The organism is Rhodocytophaga rosea, assembly GCF_010119975.1.
Lineage (GTDB): Bacteria > Bacteroidota > Bacteroidia > Cytophagales > 172606-1 > Rhodocytophaga > Rhodocytophaga rosea.
The window spans coordinates 568,531-591,750 of sequence record NZ_CP048222.1 but is presented as its reverse complement, the minus strand read 5'-3'; the positions used below and the strand labels follow the sequence as shown (position 1 = coordinate 591,750).

25 protein-coding genes are annotated in these 23,220 nt (G+C 40.2%); 14 read left to right on the top strand and 11 right to left on the bottom strand.

The annotated features are described in order from the left end of the window. The first annotated feature begins 6 nt into the window (after window positions 1-6). On the top strand, window positions 7-777 hold the full coding sequence (locus tag GXP67_RS02615; RefSeq protein WP_162441717.1) for a 3-keto-disaccharide hydrolase: 771 nt from the start codon (window positions 7-9) through the stop codon (window positions 775-777). A 142-nt stretch (window positions 778-919) separates the two neighbouring features. Here GXP67_RS02615 and GXP67_RS02610 read toward each other — a convergent pair whose 3' ends face one another. The 5 genes from GXP67_RS02610 to GXP67_RS02590 form a co-directional block, all read right to left on the bottom strand. Further along, entirely contained in the window at window positions 920-1,831 is a 912-nt protein-coding gene (locus GXP67_RS02610) for an EamA family transporter (protein WP_162441716.1), read from the bottom strand. A gap of 276 nt (window positions 1,832-2,107) precedes the next feature. Then, window positions 2,108-2,707: a bifunctional nuclease family protein gene (locus GXP67_RS02605; RefSeq protein ID WP_162441715.1), complete on the bottom strand. Its 600-nt coding sequence runs from the start codon at window positions 2,705-2,707 to the stop codon at window positions 2,108-2,110. A gap of 82 nt (window positions 2,708-2,789) precedes the next feature. After that, the gene (locus GXP67_RS02600; RefSeq protein ID WP_162441714.1) at window positions 2,790-3,752 is read right to left on the bottom strand and encodes an electron transfer flavoprotein subunit alpha/FixB family protein; all 963 of its coding nucleotides are present in this window, start codon (window positions 3,750-3,752) and stop codon (window positions 2,790-2,792) included. A gap of 122 nt (window positions 3,753-3,874) precedes the next feature. Continuing rightward, the gene (locus GXP67_RS02595) at window positions 3,875-4,252 is read right to left on the bottom strand and encodes a hypothetical protein (RefSeq protein WP_162441713.1); all 378 of its coding nucleotides are present in this window, start codon (window positions 4,250-4,252) and stop codon (window positions 3,875-3,877) included. 128 nt (window positions 4,253-4,380) lie between these two features. Further along, window positions 4,381-5,118: an electron transfer flavoprotein subunit beta/FixA family protein gene (locus GXP67_RS02590; protein WP_162441712.1), complete on the bottom strand. Its 738-nt coding sequence runs from the start codon at window positions 5,116-5,118 to the stop codon at window positions 4,381-4,383. A gap of 73 nt (window positions 5,119-5,191) precedes the next feature. On the opposite strand from GXP67_RS02590, the gene GXP67_RS02585 reads away from it, so the two are divergent. From GXP67_RS02585 to GXP67_RS02560, 6 genes are all read left to right on the top strand, one after another. Next, window positions 5,192-5,515, top strand: coding sequence for a tetratricopeptide repeat protein (locus GXP67_RS02585; RefSeq protein ID WP_162441711.1), 324 nt, complete (start codon window positions 5,192-5,194; stop codon window positions 5,513-5,515). 160 nt (window positions 5,516-5,675) lie between these two features. Next, complete coding sequence (locus tag GXP67_RS02580) at window positions 5,676-6,392, top strand: WbqC family protein (RefSeq protein WP_162441710.1); 717 nt, start codon at window positions 5,676-5,678, stop codon at window positions 6,390-6,392. 131 nt (window positions 6,393-6,523) lie between these two features. Beyond that, a complete protein-coding gene (locus GXP67_RS02575) occupies window positions 6,524-7,450 on the top strand; it encodes a glycosyltransferase family 2 protein (protein ID WP_162441709.1) in 927 nt (308 codons plus the stop codon). Between the two features lies 1 nt (window position 7,451). After that, on the top strand, window positions 7,452-8,081 hold the full coding sequence (locus tag GXP67_RS02570; RefSeq protein WP_162441708.1) for a class I SAM-dependent methyltransferase: 630 nt from the start codon (window positions 7,452-7,454) through the stop codon (window positions 8,079-8,081). A 48-nt stretch (window positions 8,082-8,129) separates the two neighbouring features. Continuing rightward, the gene (gene rffA / locus GXP67_RS02565) at window positions 8,130-9,278 is read left to right on the top strand and encodes a dTDP-4-amino-4,6-dideoxygalactose transaminase (RefSeq protein ID WP_162441707.1); all 1,149 of its coding nucleotides are present in this window, start codon (window positions 8,130-8,132) and stop codon (window positions 9,276-9,278) included. Between the two features lie 162 nt (window positions 9,279-9,440). Beyond that, window positions 9,441-10,322, top strand: a complete 882-nt coding sequence (locus GXP67_RS02560; RefSeq protein WP_162441706.1) for an inositol oxygenase family protein — start codon at window positions 9,441-9,443, stop codon at window positions 10,320-10,322. A gap of 222 nt (window positions 10,323-10,544) precedes the next feature. On the opposite strand, the gene GXP67_RS02555 is transcribed toward GXP67_RS02560, so the two are convergent. Further along, window positions 10,545-11,951: an MBL fold metallo-hydrolase gene (locus GXP67_RS02555; RefSeq protein ID WP_162441705.1), complete on the bottom strand. Its 1,407-nt coding sequence runs from the start codon at window positions 11,949-11,951 to the stop codon at window positions 10,545-10,547. Between the two features lie 269 nt (window positions 11,952-12,220). Between GXP67_RS02555 and GXP67_RS02550 the strand changes: the two genes are divergently transcribed. The 3 genes from GXP67_RS02550 to GXP67_RS02540 all read left to right on the top strand — a co-directional run bounded on the left by GXP67_RS02550 (window position 12,221) and on the right by GXP67_RS02540 (window position 14,558). After that, window positions 12,221-12,565: a hypothetical protein gene (locus tag GXP67_RS02550; protein WP_162441704.1), complete on the top strand. Its 345-nt coding sequence runs from the start codon at window positions 12,221-12,223 to the stop codon at window positions 12,563-12,565. 217 nt (window positions 12,566-12,782) lie between these two features. Then, a complete protein-coding gene (locus tag GXP67_RS02545) occupies window positions 12,783-13,925 on the top strand; it encodes a PQQ-dependent sugar dehydrogenase (protein WP_162441703.1) in 1,143 nt (380 codons plus the stop codon). 324 nt (window positions 13,926-14,249) lie between these two features. Continuing rightward, on the top strand, window positions 14,250-14,558 hold the full coding sequence (locus tag GXP67_RS02540) for a hypothetical protein (RefSeq protein WP_162441702.1): 309 nt from the start codon (window positions 14,250-14,252) through the stop codon (window positions 14,556-14,558). Between the two features lie 35 nt (window positions 14,559-14,593). Here the strand turns inward: GXP67_RS02540 and GXP67_RS02535 are convergent, their stop codons facing one another. Beyond that, the gene (locus GXP67_RS02535) at window positions 14,594-15,178 is read right to left on the bottom strand and encodes a hypothetical protein (RefSeq protein WP_162441701.1); all 585 of its coding nucleotides are present in this window, start codon (window positions 15,176-15,178) and stop codon (window positions 14,594-14,596) included. 94 nt (window positions 15,179-15,272) lie between these two features. On the opposite strand from GXP67_RS02535, the gene lspA reads away from it, so the two are divergent. After that, on the top strand, window positions 15,273-15,800 hold the full coding sequence (gene lspA, locus GXP67_RS02530) for a signal peptidase II (protein ID WP_162441700.1): 528 nt from the start codon (window positions 15,273-15,275) through the stop codon (window positions 15,798-15,800). Window positions 15,801-15,864: 64 nt separating this feature from the next. Here the strand turns inward: lspA and GXP67_RS02525 are convergent, their stop codons facing one another. Then, entirely contained in the window at window positions 15,865-17,184 is a 1,320-nt protein-coding gene (locus GXP67_RS02525) for a hypothetical protein (RefSeq protein WP_162441699.1), read from the bottom strand. A gap of 173 nt (window positions 17,185-17,357) precedes the next feature. On the opposite strand from GXP67_RS02525, the gene GXP67_RS02520 reads away from it, so the two are divergent. Both GXP67_RS02520 and GXP67_RS02515 read left to right on the top strand, forming a co-directional pair. Continuing rightward, entirely contained in the window at window positions 17,358-18,116 is a 759-nt protein-coding gene (locus GXP67_RS02520) for a metallophosphoesterase (protein WP_162441698.1), read from the top strand. Window positions 18,117-18,126: 10 nt separating this feature from the next. Continuing rightward, the gene (locus GXP67_RS02515) at window positions 18,127-18,522 is read left to right on the top strand and encodes a hypothetical protein (RefSeq protein WP_162441697.1); all 396 of its coding nucleotides are present in this window, start codon (window positions 18,127-18,129) and stop codon (window positions 18,520-18,522) included. Window positions 18,523-19,025: 503 nt separating this feature from the next. On the opposite strand, the gene GXP67_RS02510 is transcribed toward GXP67_RS02515, so the two are convergent. Beyond that, on the bottom strand, window positions 19,026-19,766 hold the full coding sequence (locus GXP67_RS02510; protein ID WP_162441696.1) for a hypothetical protein: 741 nt from the start codon (window positions 19,764-19,766) through the stop codon (window positions 19,026-19,028). A gap of 380 nt (window positions 19,767-20,146) precedes the next feature. Between GXP67_RS02510 and GXP67_RS02505 the strand changes: the two genes are divergently transcribed. Beyond that, complete coding sequence (locus tag GXP67_RS02505) at window positions 20,147-20,749, top strand: porin family protein (RefSeq protein WP_162441695.1); 603 nt, start codon at window positions 20,147-20,149, stop codon at window positions 20,747-20,749. A gap of 1 nt (window position 20,750) precedes the next feature. On the opposite strand, the gene GXP67_RS02500 is transcribed toward GXP67_RS02505, so the two are convergent. Both GXP67_RS02500 and GXP67_RS02495 read right to left on the bottom strand, forming a co-directional pair. Then, window positions 20,751-22,550, bottom strand: a complete 1,800-nt coding sequence (locus GXP67_RS02500; RefSeq protein ID WP_162441694.1) for a MutS-related protein — start codon at window positions 22,548-22,550, stop codon at window positions 20,751-20,753. A 253-nt stretch (window positions 22,551-22,803) separates the two neighbouring features. Continuing rightward, window positions 22,804-23,007 carry a hypothetical protein gene (locus GXP67_RS02495; protein ID WP_162441693.1) on the bottom strand — a complete coding sequence of 68 codons (204 nt, stop codon included), beginning with the start codon at window positions 23,005-23,007 and terminating at the stop codon, window positions 22,804-22,806. Window positions 23,008-23,220: the final 213 nt, after the last annotated feature.

Below are 23,220 nucleotides of genomic sequence, written 5' to 3'. Positions count from 1 at the left end.
AAATTCATGCGTATTTACAGTATCACCAGTTTATTTTTTGTCCTAAGTATAGGATTTATTAGTCAGGTTCAGGCACAGGTAGGTGTTGGCACCAAACCATTAAAAGATGCAGAAGTCTATTTTGATGGCAGTGAAAAAATGCTTCATGAGAAATGGACTTACTGGAAAGGCCCCAGATTAGCCGCCAGTTTGCCTATCAAATGGAAAGTAGTAAAAGACCCGGCGGGTAATGGCACCGCGATGAATAGCAATGATCCTTCTGCCGCTGGTGGTAAATATGGAGCGGCAGATATTGTGACTAAAAAAGAATTCCGTGATTTTCGGGCGCATGTGGAGTTTTATATTACCAAAGCAGGTGGTAACAGTGGCGTATATTTACAGAACCGCTACGAAATTCAGGTGCTCGATGGAGATACTACTTCCCATGGCATGGCAGCTCTTATCAATGAAACGCCTTCTCCTTATCATGCGTACAATGGCGTGGGTAAATGGAATTCGTATGATATTGTGTTCAGAGCAGCTCGTTTTAAGGATGGAAAACTGGTGGAAAAGCCGATGGCTACTTTGTATTTTAATGGAAAAAAAGTGCATACCAATCATTCGATCAGCCAGGTATGGGGCGGGCCAAATTCCGGTATAGATGGCGGTAATGATGGTGGTAAGGGAATCACAGATAAACCGGGTGGTCTGAAATTACAGGCAGAAGGCCATGATGTCTTATACCGCAATATCTGGATTAAGGAACTGGATTTGAAAGAGCCTAATACGGATTTTTAGCAAAAAGATCGTCCACAGTCTACAGAAATAATAGAAATGTTGAATTACTAAAGGTCTGAATACTAATTATTCTGTAATGCAGTGATCCTATAAATCAGAAATTTTCTGTGGATTGTGGGCTTTAACCGATAACTAACAACTTCTATTTATGCTTGGCTTGTGTAATGAGAATAACTGAGGTTATAATAATACCCGAAGCCAGCAGCATAGCGCCTGAAATAGCTTCCCCTCCCCATGACCATCCCAGAAATATAGCGACCACCGGATTGACAAACGCATAGGTAGAAGCCAGGCTGGGCGAAACTTTTCCTAATAGCCAGCTATAGGCTGTAAATGCGACAAGCGAACCAAAAAAAGTAAGATAAGCCAGTGCTATCAAAGATTTGGCCGTTACGGCATCAAAGTGCAGGAGTTTCCATTCGCCCACTAATGTACCAGCTATTACCAGCATAACTCCACCAGCCAGCATCTGCATGGCTACGGTAAGAATAGAGGAGTCTGTGTTTACAGCTTTGGTGGCATACATCGAACCAATGGCCCAGGCAATAGCACTGACCATCACCATAATTACGCCGATTGGGTTGGTAACAGTGCTGCCAGAATGATTACCTGCACTGATTAAAATCATAATTCCTGCAAAACCAATCACCAGTCCCAGTACTTCTTTTATGGCTGGTTTGCCTTTGCCAAACAGCAACCAGGCAACCAGTACCAGCCAGAAAGGTTCGGTGGCTACCAGTATAGCTGCCATGCTGGAAGCAACAAACTTTAATGACCAGGCCATCAGGCCATTCCCCAGCAGCAATAGGAAAAAACCTGTAATGGCTGAGCTTCTCCAGTGAATAGGTTGGGGTGCAGAAGCACCCTTTGCTCTGGCCACTATATATAAGATGCTGCCCGAAACTAAAAAGCGAACACTTGCCATCAAGAGTGGCGGAATGGTTTCGCTGGCAAACCGGACACCCAGGTAAGTAGAGCCCCAGATGATATATACAGCAGCAAAAGCGGCAACCAGTTTAAGTAAAGAGTGTTTTGTAGCGGTAATGGTTTGCATGAATACTTTCCCAAAAATGATCCATACAAACGTAAGTAAACTTACCAGAAAAAGTTCATGAATAGAGTTTTGTTACAAATGAATCTTTGCAAAGTATTACTCTGGTAATAATTTCTGAATTCTTAAATTATAAGGCTTTAAAAGGCAGGGAGCAAATAAATTACACAGTAATCAGAAAATTACAAATGTTGCTTTGCTCTACGTTCCAATGGACAGGTACAAAAAATTAACACTGCAAAACTTGTAGCTTTGCAGTGTTAAGGAGTATTTGAAATCTTAGTTTCTTTTATTCAATTCGTCCCGGATTTTGGCAGCCCGTTCATAATCTTCTTTTTCCAGGGCTTCATCCAGCATGGCTTTCAGTTGCTCGTAGGGAATATCTTTGAGTTGTTCCATAGAAGATTTACGGCCGCCAGCTTTTTTGGGTTCTTCTTTTTTTACCAGTGGTTCTTCCTCTTCGTTGGCATCTGTAAGAACAATACCGGCTTCAGAAAGAATAGCCTCGAATGTATAAATCGGAACATTAAAGCGTAAACCGATCGCGATAGCATCCGAAGGTCTAGCATCTATTTCTACCTTTTTCATTCCATCGGTGCATACAATTTTGGCATAAAATACGCCTTCTTTCAGGTCAGAAATCACGATTTCCAGCACTGAAAACTTAAAACTGTTGGCGAAGGAACGAAAGAGATCGTGTGTCATAGGCCGGTTGGGCACAATCTTTTCTATTTCAATAGCGATGGCCTGTGCTTCAAACATGCCGATAATGATGGGCAACCTGCGGTTACCAGTTTCCTCTCCCAACACCAGGGCAAACGAACCCGATTGCGACTGGCTTGAAGAAAGGCCGAGAATTTCAAGTTTAATCTTGTTCACGTTAAAAAGTATGCTTTTTATTGAGAATTTCCAAGTATTCAGACACTTAAAAATTCGCAAATAGCGGTTAAATACCTGTTTATTACGATCCTTTCACTGCCTTTGTCAGCCGCGGCACGATATCAAAGGCATCGCCTACAATACCATAATCCGCTGCTTTGAAAAATGGGGCATCGGCATCTTTATTAATAGCTACGATTACCCTGGAGGAGTTAACGCCGGCCAGATGCTGGATAGCTCCTGAAATTCCCACTGCAATATACAAATTCGGACTGATCTTAATGCCTGTCTGGCCTACATGTTCGTGATGAGGCCGCCAGTCGAGGTCAGAAACGGGTTTGGAACAGGCCGTAGCAGCACCCAACGCTTTTGCCAGGTCTTCAATGATGCCCCAGTTCTCAGGTCCTTTTAAACCACGACCCCCAGAAACCACAATGTCTGCTTCAGGCAATAAAATATCTCCGCTAGCTTTTACGGTTTCTTTAATGGTAACGTTGAAATCTGAATCATTTAAAACCGGTGAGAAATTTTCGATACTTGCTTTTTTATCCGTCTCTGTAGGATTGAAGGCATTTTTCTTAATCGCAATGATCTTTTTGTCACCTTTCAGTTCAGTATATGCAAAGGCTTTCCCGGTATAAATACTGCGTTTTACGACAAAGCCGTTAGAGAAATCGGGCAGATCCACTACATTGGAAGCCAGACTAGCTTTCAGCCGGGCCGCTAACCGGGCCGCCACGGCATCGCCCAGAGAAGATTTAGCCAGAACCAGTACTTCTGCTTTTTCCTTTTCAACAGCCTGTGCCAGCACACTGGTATAAGCCTGGATAATGCCATCATTCAAGCGGCTATCTGCGGTGTGCAGTACCTTATCAGCACCTACACTGCCTAAGTTTTCCAGTTCTGCTGCAGAAATTTCGCCGAGTACAATAGCAGTAGTACTTGTGTTTTTTTGTTTTGCGATCTGGGCTGCATATCCTACGGCTTCTATCGAAGATTTTTTTACAGCTCCTTCTGCAATTTCAACAAATGCGAGTATAGACATAAGGTTTAAATTTAATGAGTCTTTAGTCTCTGGTCTTTTGTCTTTAGAAATTAGTAAAGTTTTTAACAGGTATATTCATTTTAACCGGCAACCTACTTGATCTGGTATGATCTTATACCCAACTATTGCTTCGGTTTGCGAAATAAATAGCGTGTAATAAAAATACTACGTCCCTGATCTGCTACGGCTCCTGTAGAAGTCTGGGTTAGTTCCCAGCCCTGGTTGCTAAGTTCATTGATTTTATTGGTGATCGCCTGGTCATTGTTGCGAATATTTTCAAAATTAATCCCACCTACGCTAAAGAAGTTTTCCAGCGGTATCTCCTGAATTTTGCCATCCTGCCCGGTAGTAATCATCCGTGAACGGCCTAATCCGGCTCCTACTAAAGATTCAATGGTAGTTACCTGCATGTATTCATACCGGACGATAGCTACCGGATTCTGAGCAAATGCCTGGACAATGGATAAAAATAGAAACGCAAGTATTAGAACAGGTCTCATATATTTTAAGCTTTTTTACTGATTTTTTTCTGTAGAATACAAATGAAGTTTATAACTTTTCTTACTGTCAAATAGTAATATAATCTTCGCCAAACCAAATCAATAACGACTACCTACCAGCGACTTCGCTACAGTACTTTTGCTTCGGTTCTGAGCAGGGTAATGAGTTTTTCTGCTTCTTCGGCCGGAATCATCTTGCAGGCTCCTTTAGGTGCAGGCAACTCATACTTACTCACTACAGATAAATCTTCGTGGCCTACCGGTTCTATTACTTTTAAAGGTTTTGTTTTAGCCGTCATAATCCCACGCATATTAGGTATTTTCCATTCGGCAATGGGTTCCTGGCAACCGGCTACCAAAGGCAGATTTACTTCCAGTACTTCTTTCCCACCTTCAATTTCACGGGCCAGAACAGCCTTATTTCCTTCAATATCTAATTTCATTACCGGAGACAGCGAAGGAATTCCCAGCATTTCACCTACCAGCCCATGTACCTGACCACTATTAAAATCGATGGATTCACGGCCCATCAGAATCAGATCATAACTGTTTTGTTTGGCAATGGCAGCTATCTGGGTGGCTACAAAATACGCATCAGTTGGTTCGGCATTCACCCGGAAGGCGTCATCAGCCCCAATGGCAAGGGCTTTGCGGATAGTGGGTTCTGTTTCTACAAGTCCTACATTGAGCACAGTAACTGTTCCACCTTTCGCTTCTTTCAGTTCGATGGCACGCGATAAGGCATAATCATCGTAAGGGCCGGTAATAAACTGTACGCCGGCTTTATTGAGTTTGGTATTGTTATCAGTAAATGAGATTTTTGTCGTCGTATCAGGCACATGCGAAATGCAAACTAATATTTTCATACGCAGGGAAGTATTTTTAAAAAGATAAAATTAATTTGGGGCGAAGTTACATAAACTTTGTACAATTGAAAATATGAATCAGTCAAGGCTGGAACAATTGTTTGAGTTTTTAAAGGAAGATCCTGACGATCCGTTTAACTGGTATGCATTGGCTACGGAATACCTGAAAAAAGACCCAAAGGAAGCTTTAAAATATTATGAAAAATTGCTGACAGATTACGAAAACTATGTGCCTACCTATTATCATGCAGCAAAAGTATACGCTGCTTTAGGTGAGCATGAGCAAGCTGAACATACGTTCCGGAAAGGCATACAAGTAAGCCTGCAGCAAGGCAACCGCAAAGCACAACAGGAACTGCAAAATGCCTATAATGAGTGGAAGGATGAGATGGAGTAAGATAATGTCTGAGATCAGGATTATGCAGATTTTAGGATTTACAGGATTTTGCTCTGAAATCTATCTTATCTGCGAAGCATGAAGTACTTAAAGAGTATAAAATATTAATAAATGATTTTTAATAATCCCGTAAATCTTTTAATCCTGGTTCCAGACCAAAATGCCTGACAAGAAAGTTGCTATTATTCAATCCAATTATATTCCCTGGAAAGGATATTTTGATATGATCAACTCAGTAGATGAGTTCATCATTTTAGATGAAGTACAATATACCCGAAGTGACTGGCGGAATAGAAATTTAATTAAAACCAAAGAGGGAGTAAAATGGCTGATTTTACCAGTTAAGGTAAAAAAAGAAAGATTTGAAACAAAGATTAATGAAGTTGTGGTTGCTGATAAAAATTGGGGAAAGGTTCATTGGGCAACCCTTACAAATAATTACAGAAAAGCTCCTTATTTTAAAGAATATAGCGGGATCTTTGAATCCCTATACTTACAGACAAATGAAGAGTTTCTAAGTTTAATAAATTTTACATTTATTTCTGCTATCCTTCCATTATTAGGTATTCAAACAAAAGTAAGCTGGTCTACAGCCTACACACTCTGCGGTAATAGAAATGAACGATTGGTTTATTTATGTCAGCAGGCAGGTGCCAAGGAATATTTGTCCGGCCCGGCCGCTAAAGGATATATAGATGAAAAAATGTTTAAAGAGGCTGGTATTTCAGTCTCATGGATGGATTATTCAGGTTACCCTGAATATAACCAGCTTTATCCTCCATTTGAGCATGGCGTTACTGTTCTGGATTTGATTTTTAATGAAGGTCCAAAGGCAAGTCAATTTATGAAATCCACCATCAAAGATGCCTTAAACTAAAATGTCTTAGTAATGCGTCATCTTCTAACATGAGTTTTACTGTTTATCAGCTCTATAAATTTTAGATTGAAACGACTATTTTTATGTAGCCCTTAACAAATCATACCCATAAAAAGCTTTGATGTATTTATATGAAAATTTCGGTAGTCACCACTCTATATTATTCACAAAGTTTTATTGATGAATTTTATGCCCGCATCTTAAAAAGTGTATTGGCTATCACTGCAGATTATGAAATTGTTTTTGTCAATGATGGCTCTCCGGATGATTCTTTGAGGAAAGTGCTTGCTTTACAGTCTCAGGACCCATACATAACCATTGTGGACCTTTCCAGGAATTTTGGTCATCATAAGGCCATGATGGCAGGTTTACATTATGCCGAAGGCGATTATATTTTTCTCATTGATAGCGATCTGGAAGAAGCCCCTGAATTGTTAAATGTTTTTTGCAAAGAACTAATCAGTAGCAGCGATATTGATGTAGTGTTTGGAATTCAGGAAAAGCGAAAAGGAGGTTTTTTCGAAAGAATGAGCGGTAGAGTATTTTACTATATATTTTCTATACTGGCTAGTATCGAATACCAGCAAAACAGTTTAACCGCCCGACTGATGACAAAACGCTATGTGGAAAATATAAAAAAATTCAATGAGAAAGAACTCGATATATGGGGTGTTTTTGTGCTGACAGGCTTTAACCAGAGAGGAATTCATGTGACCAAAGGCAGCAAAGGTTCCTCTACTTATACTCTTAGAAAAAAAATTAAACATGCGGTAGATTCTATTACTTCCCTGAGCAGCCGGCCTCTGTATCTAATATTTGTATTTGGCTTTTTTATTATTTGCCTCTCTTTTCTGGAAGTAGCGTACATTGTGTATAGAAAACTTCATTTAGAAATAGATATAGAAGGATGGGCCAGTATTATTGCATCCATATGGTTAGTAGGAGGCATTATTATATTTATTCTGGGTGTGATCGGGATATATCTTTCCAAGATATTTTCGGAGATTAAAAATAGACCCCTAACTGTGATCAAAGAAATTTATAAGAAGCAGCAATAATATGAATGAAAAAATAACGGAGGAATTGCAAAAATTCTATGACCAAAATCTGGCGAATTTTGGACAAACGGCAAAAGGTGTAGGCTGGAAAAATGAAGAAGCACAACTTGTCAGGTTTGAACAATTGGCCAAATTGCTTTCAAATAAATTATCGTTTCATGTCAACGATTTAGGCTGTGGAACAGGAGCTTTTGTAGACTATTTGTACGCAAATCATTTTTCCTCTTTTGCTTACATCGGATACGACATTCTGCCAGAAATGATAAAAATTGCAGCCGCAGCCTATCAGAAAAATCAGCAATGCAGATTTGTACACATTTCTGACCCTTTAGCAATGGAAGAAGCTGATTATACGGTTTCTAGTGGAATATTTAATGTGAAAAATTCATTGAGCAATGAAAAATGGTTAGAGCATATGATGCATACAATTCATGCGATGAATGCAAATAGCCGCAAAGGTTTTGCTTTTAATGCCTTAACTTCATACGCTGATCGAGATAAAATGCAGGATTATCTATACTATGCAGATCCCTTATACTTATTTGATTATTGTAAGAAAAATTTCTCCAAAAACGTAGCTTTACTACACGATTACAACCAATATGATTTTACAATAATCGTGCGCAAATAAGAACAGTAAGAAGGTAAGTAAGTGTATATATTTATAATTTTATAGTACATGATAGGTTTTAATAAACCCTATTTTACAGGCAAGGAAACAGAATACATTATACAAGCTGTTACTCACGAAAAAATTTCCGGCAATGGCTTGTTTACCAGAAAATGCCATGATTTTTTCCAGAAGCGCTATGATTTCAACAAAGTGCTGCTCACTACTTCCTGTACGACTGCGCTGGAAATGGCTGCTATTCTGATCGATACCCAGCCCGGCGATGAGATTATCATCCCTTCCTATACGTTTGTTTCTACGGCTAATGCCTTTGTGCTCAGGGGGGCTACTATCGTATTTGCCGATTCTTCTGCTCAAAATCCAAATATAGATGCGTCAGATTTAGAAAAACTGATCACCTCTAAAACCAAAGCCATTGTTGTCGTACATTATGCCGGCATCGCCTGTGATATGGCAGCTGTTATGAAGCTGGCTGAAAGATATAACCTGTTTGTGGTAGAAGATGCTGCCCAGGCCATAGATTCTTATTTTGAGGATAAACCACTCGGGTCAATAGGCCATCTGGGTTGTTTCTCCTTTCACGAAACTAAAAATGTGATTGCCGGAGAAGGAGGGATGCTGGTAATTAATGATAAGCGGTTTGCCGAAAGAGCTGAAATTATCTGGGAGAAAGGCACAAATCGCTCGGCTTTTTTCAGAGGTGAAGTAGATAAATATACCTGGATGGATGTAGGTTCTTCATTTTTGCCGTCTGATATGATCGCTGCATTTTTATATGCACAACTGGAAAATATAGACGATATACAAAACCGGCGTAAGGAAATATGGAATAATTATCACGAAGCTTTATTGCCATTATCAGAAGAAAATCTGCTGCTGCCTTATATCCCTGCCTATGCAACCAACAATGCCCATATGTTTTACCTGGTGTGCAGCAACCTGGAAGAAAGAACCGCATTGATTAATTACCTCAAGCAGAAAGGGGTACATGCCATTTTTCATTACCTCTCTCTTCATAAAAGTGCTTTTTTCCAATCCAAATATAGCGGACATGCACTTGATCAAGCCGACCGGTATTCTGATTGTCTGGTCAGGTTGCCTTTCTATTATGAATTATCCCAAAGCCAGATCCGGCAAGTAACGGAAGCTGTGAGTAGTTATTTTGCCCGGAAAACGCAAATCAGCCTGTCTCTGTAAACTGCTTTACATCTTGATTTTTATATTCCCGTATAATTTTACTAAATTGACTTTCAAAATCATACACACTCATTATCAGTAAAAAATTATTATAATAAACGAACTTTACATTCATCATTAACTTTGTAATCTTATACATATTTAAATCCCTCATAAGAACTTATGAAACCAGATAAAAAGTATACGCCTGAAGAGATCGCACCCTTAGCCAGTTTGGAACAGTGGGACGAAGACTTACTGGAACGTTATCCGGAAGAAGGAAAGCCTGCCAAAGCCAAAGAAGAATTCCGCAATTATGATAGTCCGCAACGGGATACCGTTCGTGAATTTTACCGCTTGAACCATACCTACCAGACCTATGATTTTGTGCTGGAAAAGGAAAAAGAATTTTTGAAGTTCAATAAAAAAGAAATGCCGGTTTGGAATGCGGTTGAATATCTGAATACATTAATTGATGATTCTGACCCGGATACGGACCTTGATCAACTCCAGCACCTGATGCAGACTTCAGAGGCCATTCGTGCTGATGGTCATCCGGACTGGTTTGTACTGACTGGGTTTATGCATGATATGGGCAAAGTGCTTTGTTTGTTTGGCGAACCGCAATGGGCTGTTGTGGGCGACACATTTCCGGTAGGGTGCAAATTCTCAGATAAAGTGGTCTACCCGGAATTTTTTGCCTTAAATCCGGATGCTACCGACGAACGGTACAATACCAAATACGGTGTCTATTCACATGGCTGCGGCCTGAAAAATGTACATATGTCCTGGGGGCACGATGAATACCTTTACCAGATGATGAAAGATTATCTGCCGGAACCTGCCTTGTACATGATCCGCTACCATTCATTTTATGCCCAGCACCGCGAGAATGCCTACGATCACCTGATGGATGAGCATGACCGCAAAATGTTCGACTGGGTTCGTAAATTCAATCCGTATGACTTGTATTCAAAAAGTCCAAAACCTCCGGTGGTGAAAGAGTTGAAACCTTACTACGAAGATTTGATGGCGAAATACCTGCCTGGAACATTAAAGCTATAGTGGTGTATTTCGGAAGGATAAAAATTAAGCAAAATCTCAGTTAGTAATCTAACTGAGATTTTTTGTTGTCGGCGCTTCTGCCTGAGACTGAAAATGTATAGAAAATTTATTCTTGAAACTAATCTAAAATTCTATACACCTGGCACCAAGATAAAATCAGTTGTCAGCAGTAAATAGACACATCTGCGCCTAGCACTAATGACTATTGATCAATGCCTACATCTAATGCGACATGGCAGCCGGGACTCGTTTCAGGCTGGTATTATCAGATAAGGCTTTATAGCCGCCAGCAATATCAGTAACCTTATTCCAGCCTCTGGATTTGAGAATGGATGCAGCGATCATCGAGCGGTAGCCACCGGCGCAGTGCAGGTATATCTCTTTGTCTTTAGGAATATCTGATAAATATTCGTTCAGGTAATCCAGCGGCGTGTTGATGGCCTCTTCCAGGTGTCCGGCCTGATATTCGCTTTCTTTACGTACATCGAATACTGCGACATCAGCAGACTGGGCGATTTTCTCGAAATTCTGGGCAGAGATAGAAGAAACATGATCTGTTTCCTTGCCTGCTTCTATCCAGGCTTCCAGGCCGCCAGCCAGATAACCCAGCGTATTGTCGAAACCAACTCTGGCTAGCCTGGTTACTACTTCCTCTTCCCGGCCTTTATCTGCAACAATCAGTATCGGATGCGCAACACCAGGAATTAAAGCGCCTACCCAGGGAGCAAAACTGCCGTCAATGCCTATATTAATAGAATTGGGAATAAAAGCTTTGGCAAAAATATCCGGAGGTCTGGTATCCAGAATCAATGCATCCGTTTCATTGGCTACTGTTTCAAAATCGGCAGGAGTAAGAGTTTGTAAGCCTTTGTTCAGTACCCGGTCGAGGCTCTGGTATCCTTCTTTATTGAGTTTTACATTTTCCGGGAAATAGGCCGGAGGTGGCAATAATCCATGAGTTACTTCTTGAATAAATTCTTCCCTGGTCATGTCGGCTCGCAAGGCATAATTGGTTTGCTTCTGTCTTCCTAAGGTATCTACCGTTTCCTTAGACATATGTTTGCCACAAGCAGAACCCGCACCATGCGCCGGATATACAATGACATCATCCGGCAAGGGCATAATTTTATTGCGCAGGGAGTCATACAGCATTCCGGCCAGTTCTTCCTGCGTGATATGTGCTGATTTTTGTGCCAGATCCGGACGGCCCACATCCCCCAGAAACAAGGTATCACCACTGAAAATCGCATGCGCTTTCCCTTGCTCATCCATCAATAGATAAGTAGTAGATTCCATGGTATGTCCAGGCGTATGCAGCACTTTGATATGTACTTTTCCTAAGGCCAGTTCTTCTCCATCTTTGGCGATATAGGCTTTAAAAGCAGGAGTTGCCAGAGGACCATATACTATCGTAGCACCAGTTTTGGAGGAAAGATCCAGGTGGCCCGAAACGAAATCAGCATGGAAATGGGTTTCCAGTACATATTTGATCTGTACGCCATCTCTTCTGGCTCTTTCCAGATAAGGTCCTACTTCCCGTAAAGGGTCAATTATGGCCGCTTCTCCCGCAGATTGTATGTAGTAGGCGCCTTGAGCCAGACATCCTGTGTAGATCTGTTCTATTTTCATGGTTTTAAGGAAGTTGCAATGTTTGTTGAAGAATGAACTTGATACTTGAGCAGAGCATGAATTCTTAACAAAAAAAGTATAAAATAATTTCTTTTTCCAATGATAGATAGTTTGATACTGTTATAAACCAAACAATCAAATTGTTAGATAGAAACTATAGTAAAGGTAAAAAGATACTAGGGAAGAAAGCAAGCATTTAGTAAATGTAATAAGGAGGTAAATTCAAACTGAGGTATCTGTTTTATACAATTTTTTGCCAATTTTACACCATGAGCACAATCACGAATATTATAATTTCTGCCTCTCTTTATGGAGCACAGGAAATGTTCGGTGCGCAACTGAATGCGTATACCAGCAAACTGAATGTTCCACCTTTTGTTAAAATAGATAAATGTACCGTGGGAGGTAATAATTGCCTGAGAGCTGATCTGTTTATAGCAGCCTTTAATAACCTTGATCTGGATGTATTTATTGACTTCTTTAAATCTTTGCATTACTGGGATGGGGAACAGGACCAGCGAAATACCTTACAGCTATTTATTAAAAGGCCCGAGGATAGTATATTTGGTATATATACACAAGAAACCATCAGCCAATTGCAGGCAGCAGGCTAATAAATCTCGTACATATTAACCCTGGCTTAAAGATAAATCTTTGTAAAACAAGCGGATCAGTGCAGATAATATACTGTTGATACTGCTATGGTACGACATAATACGTATAACAAAACCACCGTTATACACCAGAGGAGGATGGGCATTAGGTTGCCATACAAATACTTTGTTACTAAATAATTTTCACAAGCAGTTTATTCAATTAAAACAAATCAACATGAACAGAATCTATCGTTATCTGAGTTGTCTTTTCTGTGCGGCGCTCATTATTTCTTCCTGTGAAGCAGGCGAGAAAGAAGATACCGATCCGGTTTCCGGTGATCCAGCAAAACTGGAGGTATCTACAGAAAAATTGTATGAAGACTTTAAAAATCCCTGGGGCATGACCTGGCTGCCTGACGGACGCTTGCTGGTTACTGAAAAAGCCGGAGAGATCCTGGTATTTAAAGATGATAAGTTTACCGGCGAAAAGCTTACCGGTTTGCCGCAGGTTTCCAGTGCCGGACAAGGAGGATTATTAGATATTCAACTGCATCCGGATTATAAGACCAATGGATGGATTTATATTTCGTATTCCAAACCTGTAGAAGGTGGTATAACGACGGCTGTGTCCCGTTTTAAATTGCAGGGAAACCAGGTAACAGATCTACAGGATATTTTTCTGGCCAAACCTTTTATTCCGGCTACTTTTCACTTTGGCAGCCGCATTATTTTCGATAAAGACAAGTTTCTATTTGTGAGTGTAGGGGAAAGAGGCACCCAGCCAAAAGTACAGGAACTCAACAATGACCACGGAAAGATCCACCGCATTTACGATGACGGCCGTATTCCTAGTGATAATCCTTTTGCCAACCAAAAAGATGCCAGCGCTTCTATCTGGACCTATGGCCATAGAAACCCACAAGGAATGGTGTACGACGCTGCTACCAACCGAATCTGGGCAGTGGAACATGGCCCTAAAGGGGGAGATGAACTGAACCTGATTGAGAAAGCAAAGAATTATGGATGGCCTAAAACCTCCTACGGAATTAATTATGATGGCTCTATTCTTACCAAAGACAAAGAATTGCCAGGCATAGAAAATCCTGTTCGCTATTGGGTTCCTTCCATTGGCCCTTGCGGCATGACAATCGTAACTTCCGATAAATACCCGGCATGGAAAGGAAACTTACTAATCGGTGCCTTAGCTCACCGTCACCTGGCCAGGGTAGAATTATCCGGAAACAAATATGTGACCGAAGAAAAGTTAATGACTGATATGGCCCGTTTCAGATACATAGCTCAAAGCCCCGATGGATTTCTGTATGCCATAACTGAAGGACCAGGTTTATTGCTGAAACTTGTTCCCAGAACTAATTAAACATATTAAATTCATATATGCTGAGTTTAATAGTCGTAATACTTATTTTTACGATGGAAGTAAAAAATAACCGCAACTATCAAAATAGCTGCGGTTATTTTTTTTATTTTATGTGGTTTTTCAAACCATCAATCAGCGTATGAAATTGATCTTCATCTTTGTTCTGTTTATTGCCTTAGGAGTCACAAAACTGCATGCACAATCTAATTCAGTTAAAATAGATGTTGTGAAAGGCTTCCCAATATATGCATTTAAATATGGTGAACTAACGTTGAGTGTAAGAGAAGTGGGTGTAATTGTCAAAAAAATGAACAAGCCTACAAGTTGTTAAAACCAGCTAAAGTAAATTATGCTTTAGGAAATACGTTAGCAATACTAGGGGTTGCTGCTATAGTTGTACCCTTAGGACAAAGCATTCTTGCCTCAAATTTTAAGTATTTCTGGCCATTTGCAGGAATAGGTGTTGGCATGTGTGTCATTTCTATTCCACTGCTGGCAAAATCAGATAGACAAGCTATGAAAGCGATTGAAACTTATAACGCTGGATTAAGCCATCATTTCTACAAATACTACTCTCCTGAACTAAAAGCGGTGGCTACCACTAATGGTATCGGGCTAATGCTTCATTTTTAAAGGCGAGAAATCAAAATTTTAGAATGTGTTGAAAGTTATATCACAACAGGCGCATATCTTAATTTGTCTGTTACAGGACTTGTATACACGATATATCCTAATACTGTCCAGGTAAAGGCTGAGTAAATGCCTGAAACCATCATTATAGTCGTACTCATTCCGGCTATTGCATTTAACAGTATTGTAAAAGGCAACCACAAACCAACTACGAGCGGAATGTATCGTTTCCAGCCTTGCAGTTGTCTGGCTAAGATTACTTTTATTCCAAAGAAAAACATGAATAGATTGCTGATGGGCCAGAACATATCCAGCAGGTGATATAGAAAAGTGTTTGCACCAGGTTGTATCACTTCCCAGCCGTTCCATATATTGGCTATAGAAAGGGTGACCAAAGGAATAATCAACCAAACTTTTGCTGATTTGCTTTCGCCGGTTGCTTTCAGGTTAGATAAACCCACCATGCTGCACATCCAGGCGCTGATGTACACAATGGATAATATGCCGCTCATTGAAGTATGCTGAAACTGCTCACCTCCTCCATTCATCCCATGCATACAATAATCAAGAAATAAAAAAGGAGCACCGCTCATTGCCAGCGTACCTAACATTTTGTTGTTCATAAAAACTATGTAGAGTTGTGTGTAGATAGATGTTTATGAACAAACTCATACCAGGTAACCTGCGCTGTTCGTTTCATATACTAAACATACGGCCATGAGACAATTCCAGACTGCCTTCCGGAAATACATCTTTTTGCTGATCGTATTTGCCATGGGATGTAATGCAGATTTGTCTACCAAACAATGGGCAGAAGCCAGGTTAAAATATAAAGTAGCGATTGAAGTATTTCCCAGATTTTTAGACTTTACCTATGTAGAAAATCCGGCAGTAGCTTTTGGAATGCTGCGGCATATAAACGAGCAGGTCAGATTGCCACTCATTTTTACCCTGACTACTTTGGCAGTTCTGTTTGTAGTTTTTTTATTTTGGCAATGGAGGCAGAAAAAAATAACAGAACTCTTGCCTTTGGCCTTAATACTCGCCGGCGCCGCCGGAAACCTCACCGACCGGATCAATAATGGCTATGTTATTGATTTTATTCACGTCCACTATCGATATCAGTACAATTTCTATGTATTTAATATAGCCGACATGCTGGTGTTTTGTGGAGTTTGCTGGTTAATGTACCAGCACTGGCAACAACCCAAAGATTTTTATGGAAGCAGGACAGATATCAAGTAAAACCTGGCTTTCATAGGTGACTAATACCTTCACTGTTTTGCCATCTTTACGTACTTTTATATAGCTATTTCTCAAATTTTATCTGAAATTCCGACCAGTATACGTTCTTCTCCGGGCTTTGGTCTTTATAAAATAGCCTTACATGTTGGCCCAACTTTAAACTGGTATTCTTATTGCCGATATCTTCCGGCGAGTTGAGGGGTTGAAGAGAAGGATACCACAGAATATGCCCTGGTTTATCAATAAGGAGTTCTGGTTTGGTCCATTGCTGGGAGTTATTACCGGTACTGAGGTCTTTGTTCGGGTTATAGGAAATATAAATGCGGCTGCCTTTCCAGGAAGGCCCTTCTGCACGGGCCATCAGCATCACCCAGGAGTTGAGATAATAATTCCAGCTTACGGAAGGTCCCCAATAATACTTGCCGGTAGCAGAAGAAGCCGGGCCACCAGAGTCTATTGGGATTTGCAGAGAAGCAATAGGCTGGCCAATGCCGTTATGAGCAGCGTTAAATCCATTTCCATCCCACCTTCTGGCTTTTCCTTCCGGGTTTTCCAGGTCGCTGAGTTTGATACGAGCCATACTTACACATTGACCACTCCATTCTTTTGCAGGATCATAGGTAAGAGAGTCATAAGTGCCAGGATAACCATATTCTCCATAAAACAGATACAAATAATCGCCGCTGGCTACCGCTGATGGATCGCCTACACCACCTGCAAAGGTTACGGAGTTGTTATGAGGCTTCAAAATCATCCGGGCTTGAAGGTCTTCGATGAATAAACCTTTGTTTGCCCAGCTTCTCCCGCCATCTACTGACTTCATCACCCCTATACGGCACACGGCAGCAGGTGTTTTTTTCCCGGTAAGCCCTTGTGGCCAGTGTTTATCAATATATCCCTGGCCGGTGTTGGCATCATAGGGGAGAGTTTGCGGATAATTTTCATTATGATAAATAGCAAACAGTGTTTTTCCGCTCGCATCGGTCGTATCCTGGTAAATGGTCTCGAACCAGACGGCTCCATGCAAGCCTTCTGTACCAACTGGTGCATTCTTAGGCAATACTGGTTCTGTAAATTTCTCTGCCGGACTGCTGAAAGCTTCATCAGCATGTTGGCCATCGGCAAATTTGAGTTCGCGGGCATTTCCCCACAGCGGATCTTCTCCATATTTTCCCGGGAAAATACGAAACGTATCACCTACCCAGGCTTCGGCCATATTACAATCAACAAAAGAGTTGAAGTAGAATTTACCGGTGGGAATCAGCGTAACAGTTGGTTGTTTTGGTTTACTTTTTTCAGCCGCTTTTTTCTCGCTGGAAGTACAGGCAACCATTCCGGTAAACAGGATTAGGGTAATAAGATATAAGAATGAAGTGCGGCTCATGGGAGAAGATTTACTCGGAAGATAATTTAATCTTTTTATCAGTTTAATTTCCGGTAAATGCTTGAAATTAATTGCTGTTTTCTATAACATACATTTTTGTCTGTGGCTGAGTAAGCCTGATAGAGGAAGAAAGGGTATAACTAGCAGGCTTGCATTTCAAAATAAACCAGTCTATGAAGATTCAATATTGCTCTGACCTGCACCTGGAGTTTCCTGAAAACCATCGGTGGCTTGTACAAAACCCGATTATTCCCAGTGGTGATATTCTGATCATAGCCGGAGATACTTTTTACTTAGGGGAAGAATTCCACAAACAACCTTTATTCGATCAATTAGCGGATAATTTTCAACAGGTATTCCTGATACCTGGGAATCATGAATATTATAATGGCTACGATGCAGCACTATCACTAAATGGTTTCGATGAAAAGCTTCGCAGCAATGTACGTTTGCTGCATAACAGAAAGATTGAGTGGGCAGGGATAGAGTTTATTTTTACAACCCTGTGGTCTAAAATTACTACCAACATATTGCCGATACTGAGAGGAATGGTAGATTTTCGTAGGATCAGATATGAACAGGAGAAACTGGGAATTAATCACTATAATGACTTACACGAAAATGCCAGAAGATTTTTGTTGGAAGCATTGAAAGAAAAGAGGCCTGGAAAAACGGTAGTAGTGAGTCATCATTTGCCGAGCGAGGTATGTAATGTGGAGGAATTTAAAGAAAGTCCGCTTAATGAAGCTTTTTGTGTAAACCTGCATCAACTCATAGAAGAAAACCAGATAAATTATTGGTTGTACGGCCATAGTCATCGCAATAAGGCTGATTTTTCTATCTACGATACCCGTATGATCACTAACCAGCTAGGCTATGTAAGATATGGCGAACACAATATGTTCAGAAGGGATGCCTGGTTTGAATTGTAGGATAATTTACATGGAATTTACTGATGCTATGTACAGTAACTTAGATTCTATCTCTAATAGTTTACTTACTAATTCTGTGGGAGAGGTTTCTATGAGCGGGAAAACTCTTTCTAAGGGTGTGAAAATAATTTCTATGTGTGATAAAATTGTTTCTATGTATGGAAAAACAGTTTCTAAGCTTATGGGAAAAGTTTCTATGTATGAGAAAACTATTTCTAAGTTCGTGGGAGAAGTTTCTATGTGTGAGAAAAGTACTTCTAAGCCTGTGAAAACTATTTCTAAGCTCGTGAGAATAATTTCTATGTGCGTGAAAAGTATTCCTAAGTGTGAGAAAATAATTTTTAAGACCGAAGAAGGTATTTCTATGTGTGTGAGAACATTTTCTATGTGTGAGAAAAGACTATAGATGTAGAAGAAATTATTTTTAATGAAGGCAATAGCAGTATTTGTTGAAGCAACATTTTCATATTAAAGGCTTTTAAACTCTATTAATTACCTACATCTTTAAAATGTAGCAGTAAGATGTGTTCATAATTATTTTAGGCTAAAAACTTTTGAATGGTAAATCTTTACGCTGTCTTTACTTTTATTTTGCTTGTTCAAAAGAGGGCAAACATGCGAATGTTTGAGCCAGTTTTGTGCGCTGCATATTGTAACAAAACAAAAGGGCAGCACCAATAGAGAGTTTTTTACGCCAGATAAAATCATCGCACAATCCTACAATCTACGCACAAGGCCAAAAAAGTCCGCGCTATTGCTGAGCCACCCACCGCACGTTTGCTTTGTCTATAAATTGTGAGTAATTAATAGGTTAAAAAAACCAGTGATACGGAGTAGAAGAAGCACAAAAAAACCTGGGAAACATAACGTTTTCCAGGTTTTTTATACTAAACACAAAACAATTCTTACTTATTCTGCTGTCACAGCCGGAGATTTAGCTACAGTTGTTTCTTTTCTGGAAGGAGCGATACTTTTAGCAATCTTACTGAATACAAACTTATCTTTAACCTGGGCATTGTCTGTAAATACCTTGGAGCAGATCTTACAAATGGTCATAGCCTGTTCATAAATGGCATTGAACTCAAGGGTGCCTGCTTCAGTGATCTCCTTACTGGAACCTTTCAGTGTTTCCTGGGTAACATTGGCTTTGCGGAGGGTATCGGCATAGGAAGATATCCGGTTGAGTAGGGCTTCATTAATGCCTTTTGTCACCAGTTCTGTTTTTACGGCTTTGGTTAAACCATTCCTGTATTGATATAGCAGTTGAATTAATGCCTGTTGATTTTTGCCCCTGGCAGGTACCCAATAGGAGTAATAGCCTAAACCATCAAGCAGCGAAGCCTGGCGTACTTTGTCCACCGAGAAATCAGCTTCGATCTGTACTTTCAGAAAGGAGAGGTCTTTTAAAGAAGCTTCCTGTAACTGGGTAACTACTAAAGTTGCGGTTTTCAGTTCTTGTTTTGGATCTAAACCTAAATAGCTGGTAATGGCTTTGTTGATACGGGTTTCAAAAGTGCTGATGAAGGGATCGGCCCATACGCTGCGTACAGCTATGATTTCTTCTTTGTGTGCCTTAAAGTTTTCTGCAATGGTCTGGCAGGCTACCAGCATGGTTACATCTTTGTAACTGTACGTGCGTTGGGTAAGCATAATTATATAAATAACTGAGACGTTTTTTCATCGAAAATACCAGCTTATATCCTTAATTATCTGCTGATTATAATGATAATCATGCAATGTACGTTTTGCTGAAATTTTATAGGATTATTCCTGCTTAGAATATGAGAGTTTTTATTCCAGTATTGAATGGTAATTTACCTTTTTTCGCTTTAGTAGCTAAGTTTCAGACCTGGCAGATGCAAAAGTAGAAGGAGCACTTTTTCGCTGATTATTAATTAATGAGCTTATAGCTAATAGATACCAATGCTAAACCGGTAATATGGTTTGGTAGAGTTGGATAGGAAATATCTCCAGTTAAATAGCAGTTGTAAACAATTAAAATCTATATTGTAATTCAAAAATAGTATCAGATGCGGTTTATTGTACTGCTGGGTTTTTTCCTTATTCCATTAAGTTTCTTAAATGCACAAACATCTATCGGCATTAAAGCGGGGTTAAACATTCCTAAGGTTGTTTTTGAACCTTCTATAGAGCAGGAAACTATTTTTACCTATAATGGCGGCCTTATTTTTAAACATTTTGAAGATAAAATTGCCGGAGTTCAGCTTGAGGTAAACTTCTCTCAAAAAGGCTGGAAAGAGATTATTGACAGTGTGCAGTATTATAGCCGGAAGATCAATTACATAGAAATCCCTTGTATGAGCCAGTTTTATCTGGGGGTAACCAAATTCAGGCTTTTCCTAAATATGGGCTTTCTGGTGGGCTATAGTGTATCAGCATCAGAGAAAATTCAAACGACTGATTTGCAAACAAACAGAAAATACAGCTTTACCGATACAGATAACCGGGCAGAATTTGGCCTTACCGGAGGATTAGGAATGATGTATGAATCAACTATCGGAAATTTTCAGCTTGAAGGAAGATTTTCGCAGAGTATGACTGACATTCAGGCTACTACAAACTCAAAGAATCAGGTGATTAGTGTTTCTATTGCCTATCTGATTTCTCTTTGATTTACTCCATTTCAATACCAATTTGTTGCATAAGCTTGCTGGCATTAAAACTCTTGCACACACCTTCACGAAGGGTATAATCAAAGTATAGCTTATCGTTTACAACTTCGCTATTAAAGCTATAATTGCTCACAAAGCCAGGAATTTCTTTGCTCATATCTCCCAGGGCCAGGTCGTGGGTAGAAATAAAGCCGGAAGCATTGTACCGGTGCAGTTGCCGGATGAGTGCCTGTGCACCGGAATGCCTGTCCTGGGAGTTGGTGCCTTTTAAGATTTCGTCTAATAAATATAAGATCGGTTTCCCTTCGGGAAGGCTGTCGATGAGTTGTTTTAAGCGTTTGAGTTCAGCATAGAAAGAGGATACATTTTCTTCGAGGGAATCCTGGGTACGCATGGAGGTAAATACCTGGAAAATAGAAACCGTAAAACCAGCTGCACACACCGGAGCTCCGGCCATAGCCAGCACTGCATTGATTCCTACCGTCCGCAGGAAAGTACTTTTGCCCGACATATTGGAACCGGTGATAACCATTGTTTTACCGGCACCGCTCAAATGAATAGAATTGCTTATTCTTTTTTCCTTTAGGATAAGCGGATGGGCCATATATTGTGCTTGCAGGTGTAAATTCTCTGAAGAAATCTCCGGCAGGCAATACTCCGGGTTGGCATACATAAATCCAGCCAGACTGTTGAGAGTTTCGGCTTCGCTTACCGATTGGAGCCACAAATGAATATCTTCCTGTACCTGTTCTTTCCATTTTTCAAGCCGCATCACAAAGAATAAATCCCAGAGAATGGTACTACTGACCAGGGCATAAAAGTATACATTCTGTCTGGCTTCCAGATTATAGAGTAAACTGGAGAGTTGCCTAATCCGGGTAGAGGCTTTACTATGGCTATGTTCCAGGGCTCGTTTGAGTTCCTGCATTCTTTCGGATTGAAAAGGGCAGGTTTCCAACGTGTGCAGCAACTCAGCATACACTTTTAATACTTTGGCGCTTTTGGCTGTTTTCTCGGAGGCATCTTTTACTTCTTTGAAGGTATAGCCCAGCAAAGCCGAATTAATAAGTATAAAAAAGGCAGGAAGGTGATAGGTAATTTCTGTAAAAACAGATAATAAGATTGCTGTAACTGTCAGAACAGGCAATATATATACCAGACCCACCAGCCATTTTTTGGGAGACAGGACAGGGGGTTCGTCTATCCATTGCAAGAGGCTTTCAATTTCTGGTAGGGAAGCCTTTACATGCATACCAGAAGCCTGAAAATGTTGCCGCCAGTCAATATAGGGAGCCATTTCTTTGATAGTTTGTTGCCGCTGGTGAATTTCCTGGGCTGAAGCTGCTTGTTTAAGCCAGCTGGCAAGCAGAAGATTTCCACCGAGCGTAGTTGAGCGGTTAAGAAGTTCGAATAATGAACTCCGCCCAAAGATATCCAGATCGGTGAGGTAGGGATGCTTCGCATCGGCATGCTGATTTCCATTTTCCTCCGGATGGTGTTTGCCTTTAAGTCTGGCGGTTTCTTCCTGATTAATCTGACTCATAAAACGGCACTGATCTCTTTGATAGGCAATCTGGTTATGTTTTTTCATCAGGTATAGGAACAAGCCTAACACCAGAACAGCAAATCCGATAACAAGCAGTGCAGCAGTATCATTGCGGTACAATAACCATATTCCGGCAATACCGGCTACAAATACCAGTACACGTACCCACGAAAGCTGATTGTATTGCTGCTGCCATCTGGCGGCTTGTTGCCCGAATGAATTCTGCCGTTGCTGAAAAGTCTCTAAAAGTGGCATCCGTATGAATTTTGGTGCAAGTTACGGAAGGCAAAGTATAATACCCATTTACTAAAGCAACTATTCAATAAATGGCAGTATTTGCTTATGAGGCTATGGTAAGGAGGGTTAGAGCTTATGAAAGATTATTGCATGTAGAATTTGGGATAGGGACAATGATGTATTCTGTCCAATAAACCTTGTGCTACTGGGCAGAAAAGACTTTATCGGATACCCGATCGGCATTTTGCAATTGCGTTTCCTAACTAATGCATTAGGTGTGTTCCTGATTTGATTTCTCCGCAATCTGAAAATCTATCTGTTCTAATTGTTCAAACAATAGCTGTTTTTCAACATCAGAAAGCTGAGAGGTATTGATTTTATCTACTAGTGCATTATAGCGTAATTTGAAATTAATAAGTGATTGTTGATCACTTGCTAGAATTTTTTTTAAGGGGAAGCTGGCTGCTTGTCTCATACTAGTACTTTGTTTGAATGATGTGTTTATAGAGTTAACAGCTGCTGTCAAATACTTCTGTTACGCCATGAACAGTTAACCGATTCCGGTACGGTACAAATAAGTATTTGGTTGGGTAGTATTCTGCAAAAATTTGCAAAATATTTCCTTGGCTACTCTTTATCATTAACTAACTTTTTTGAAAGAAATATGTTTGAATGACTATTAGTATTC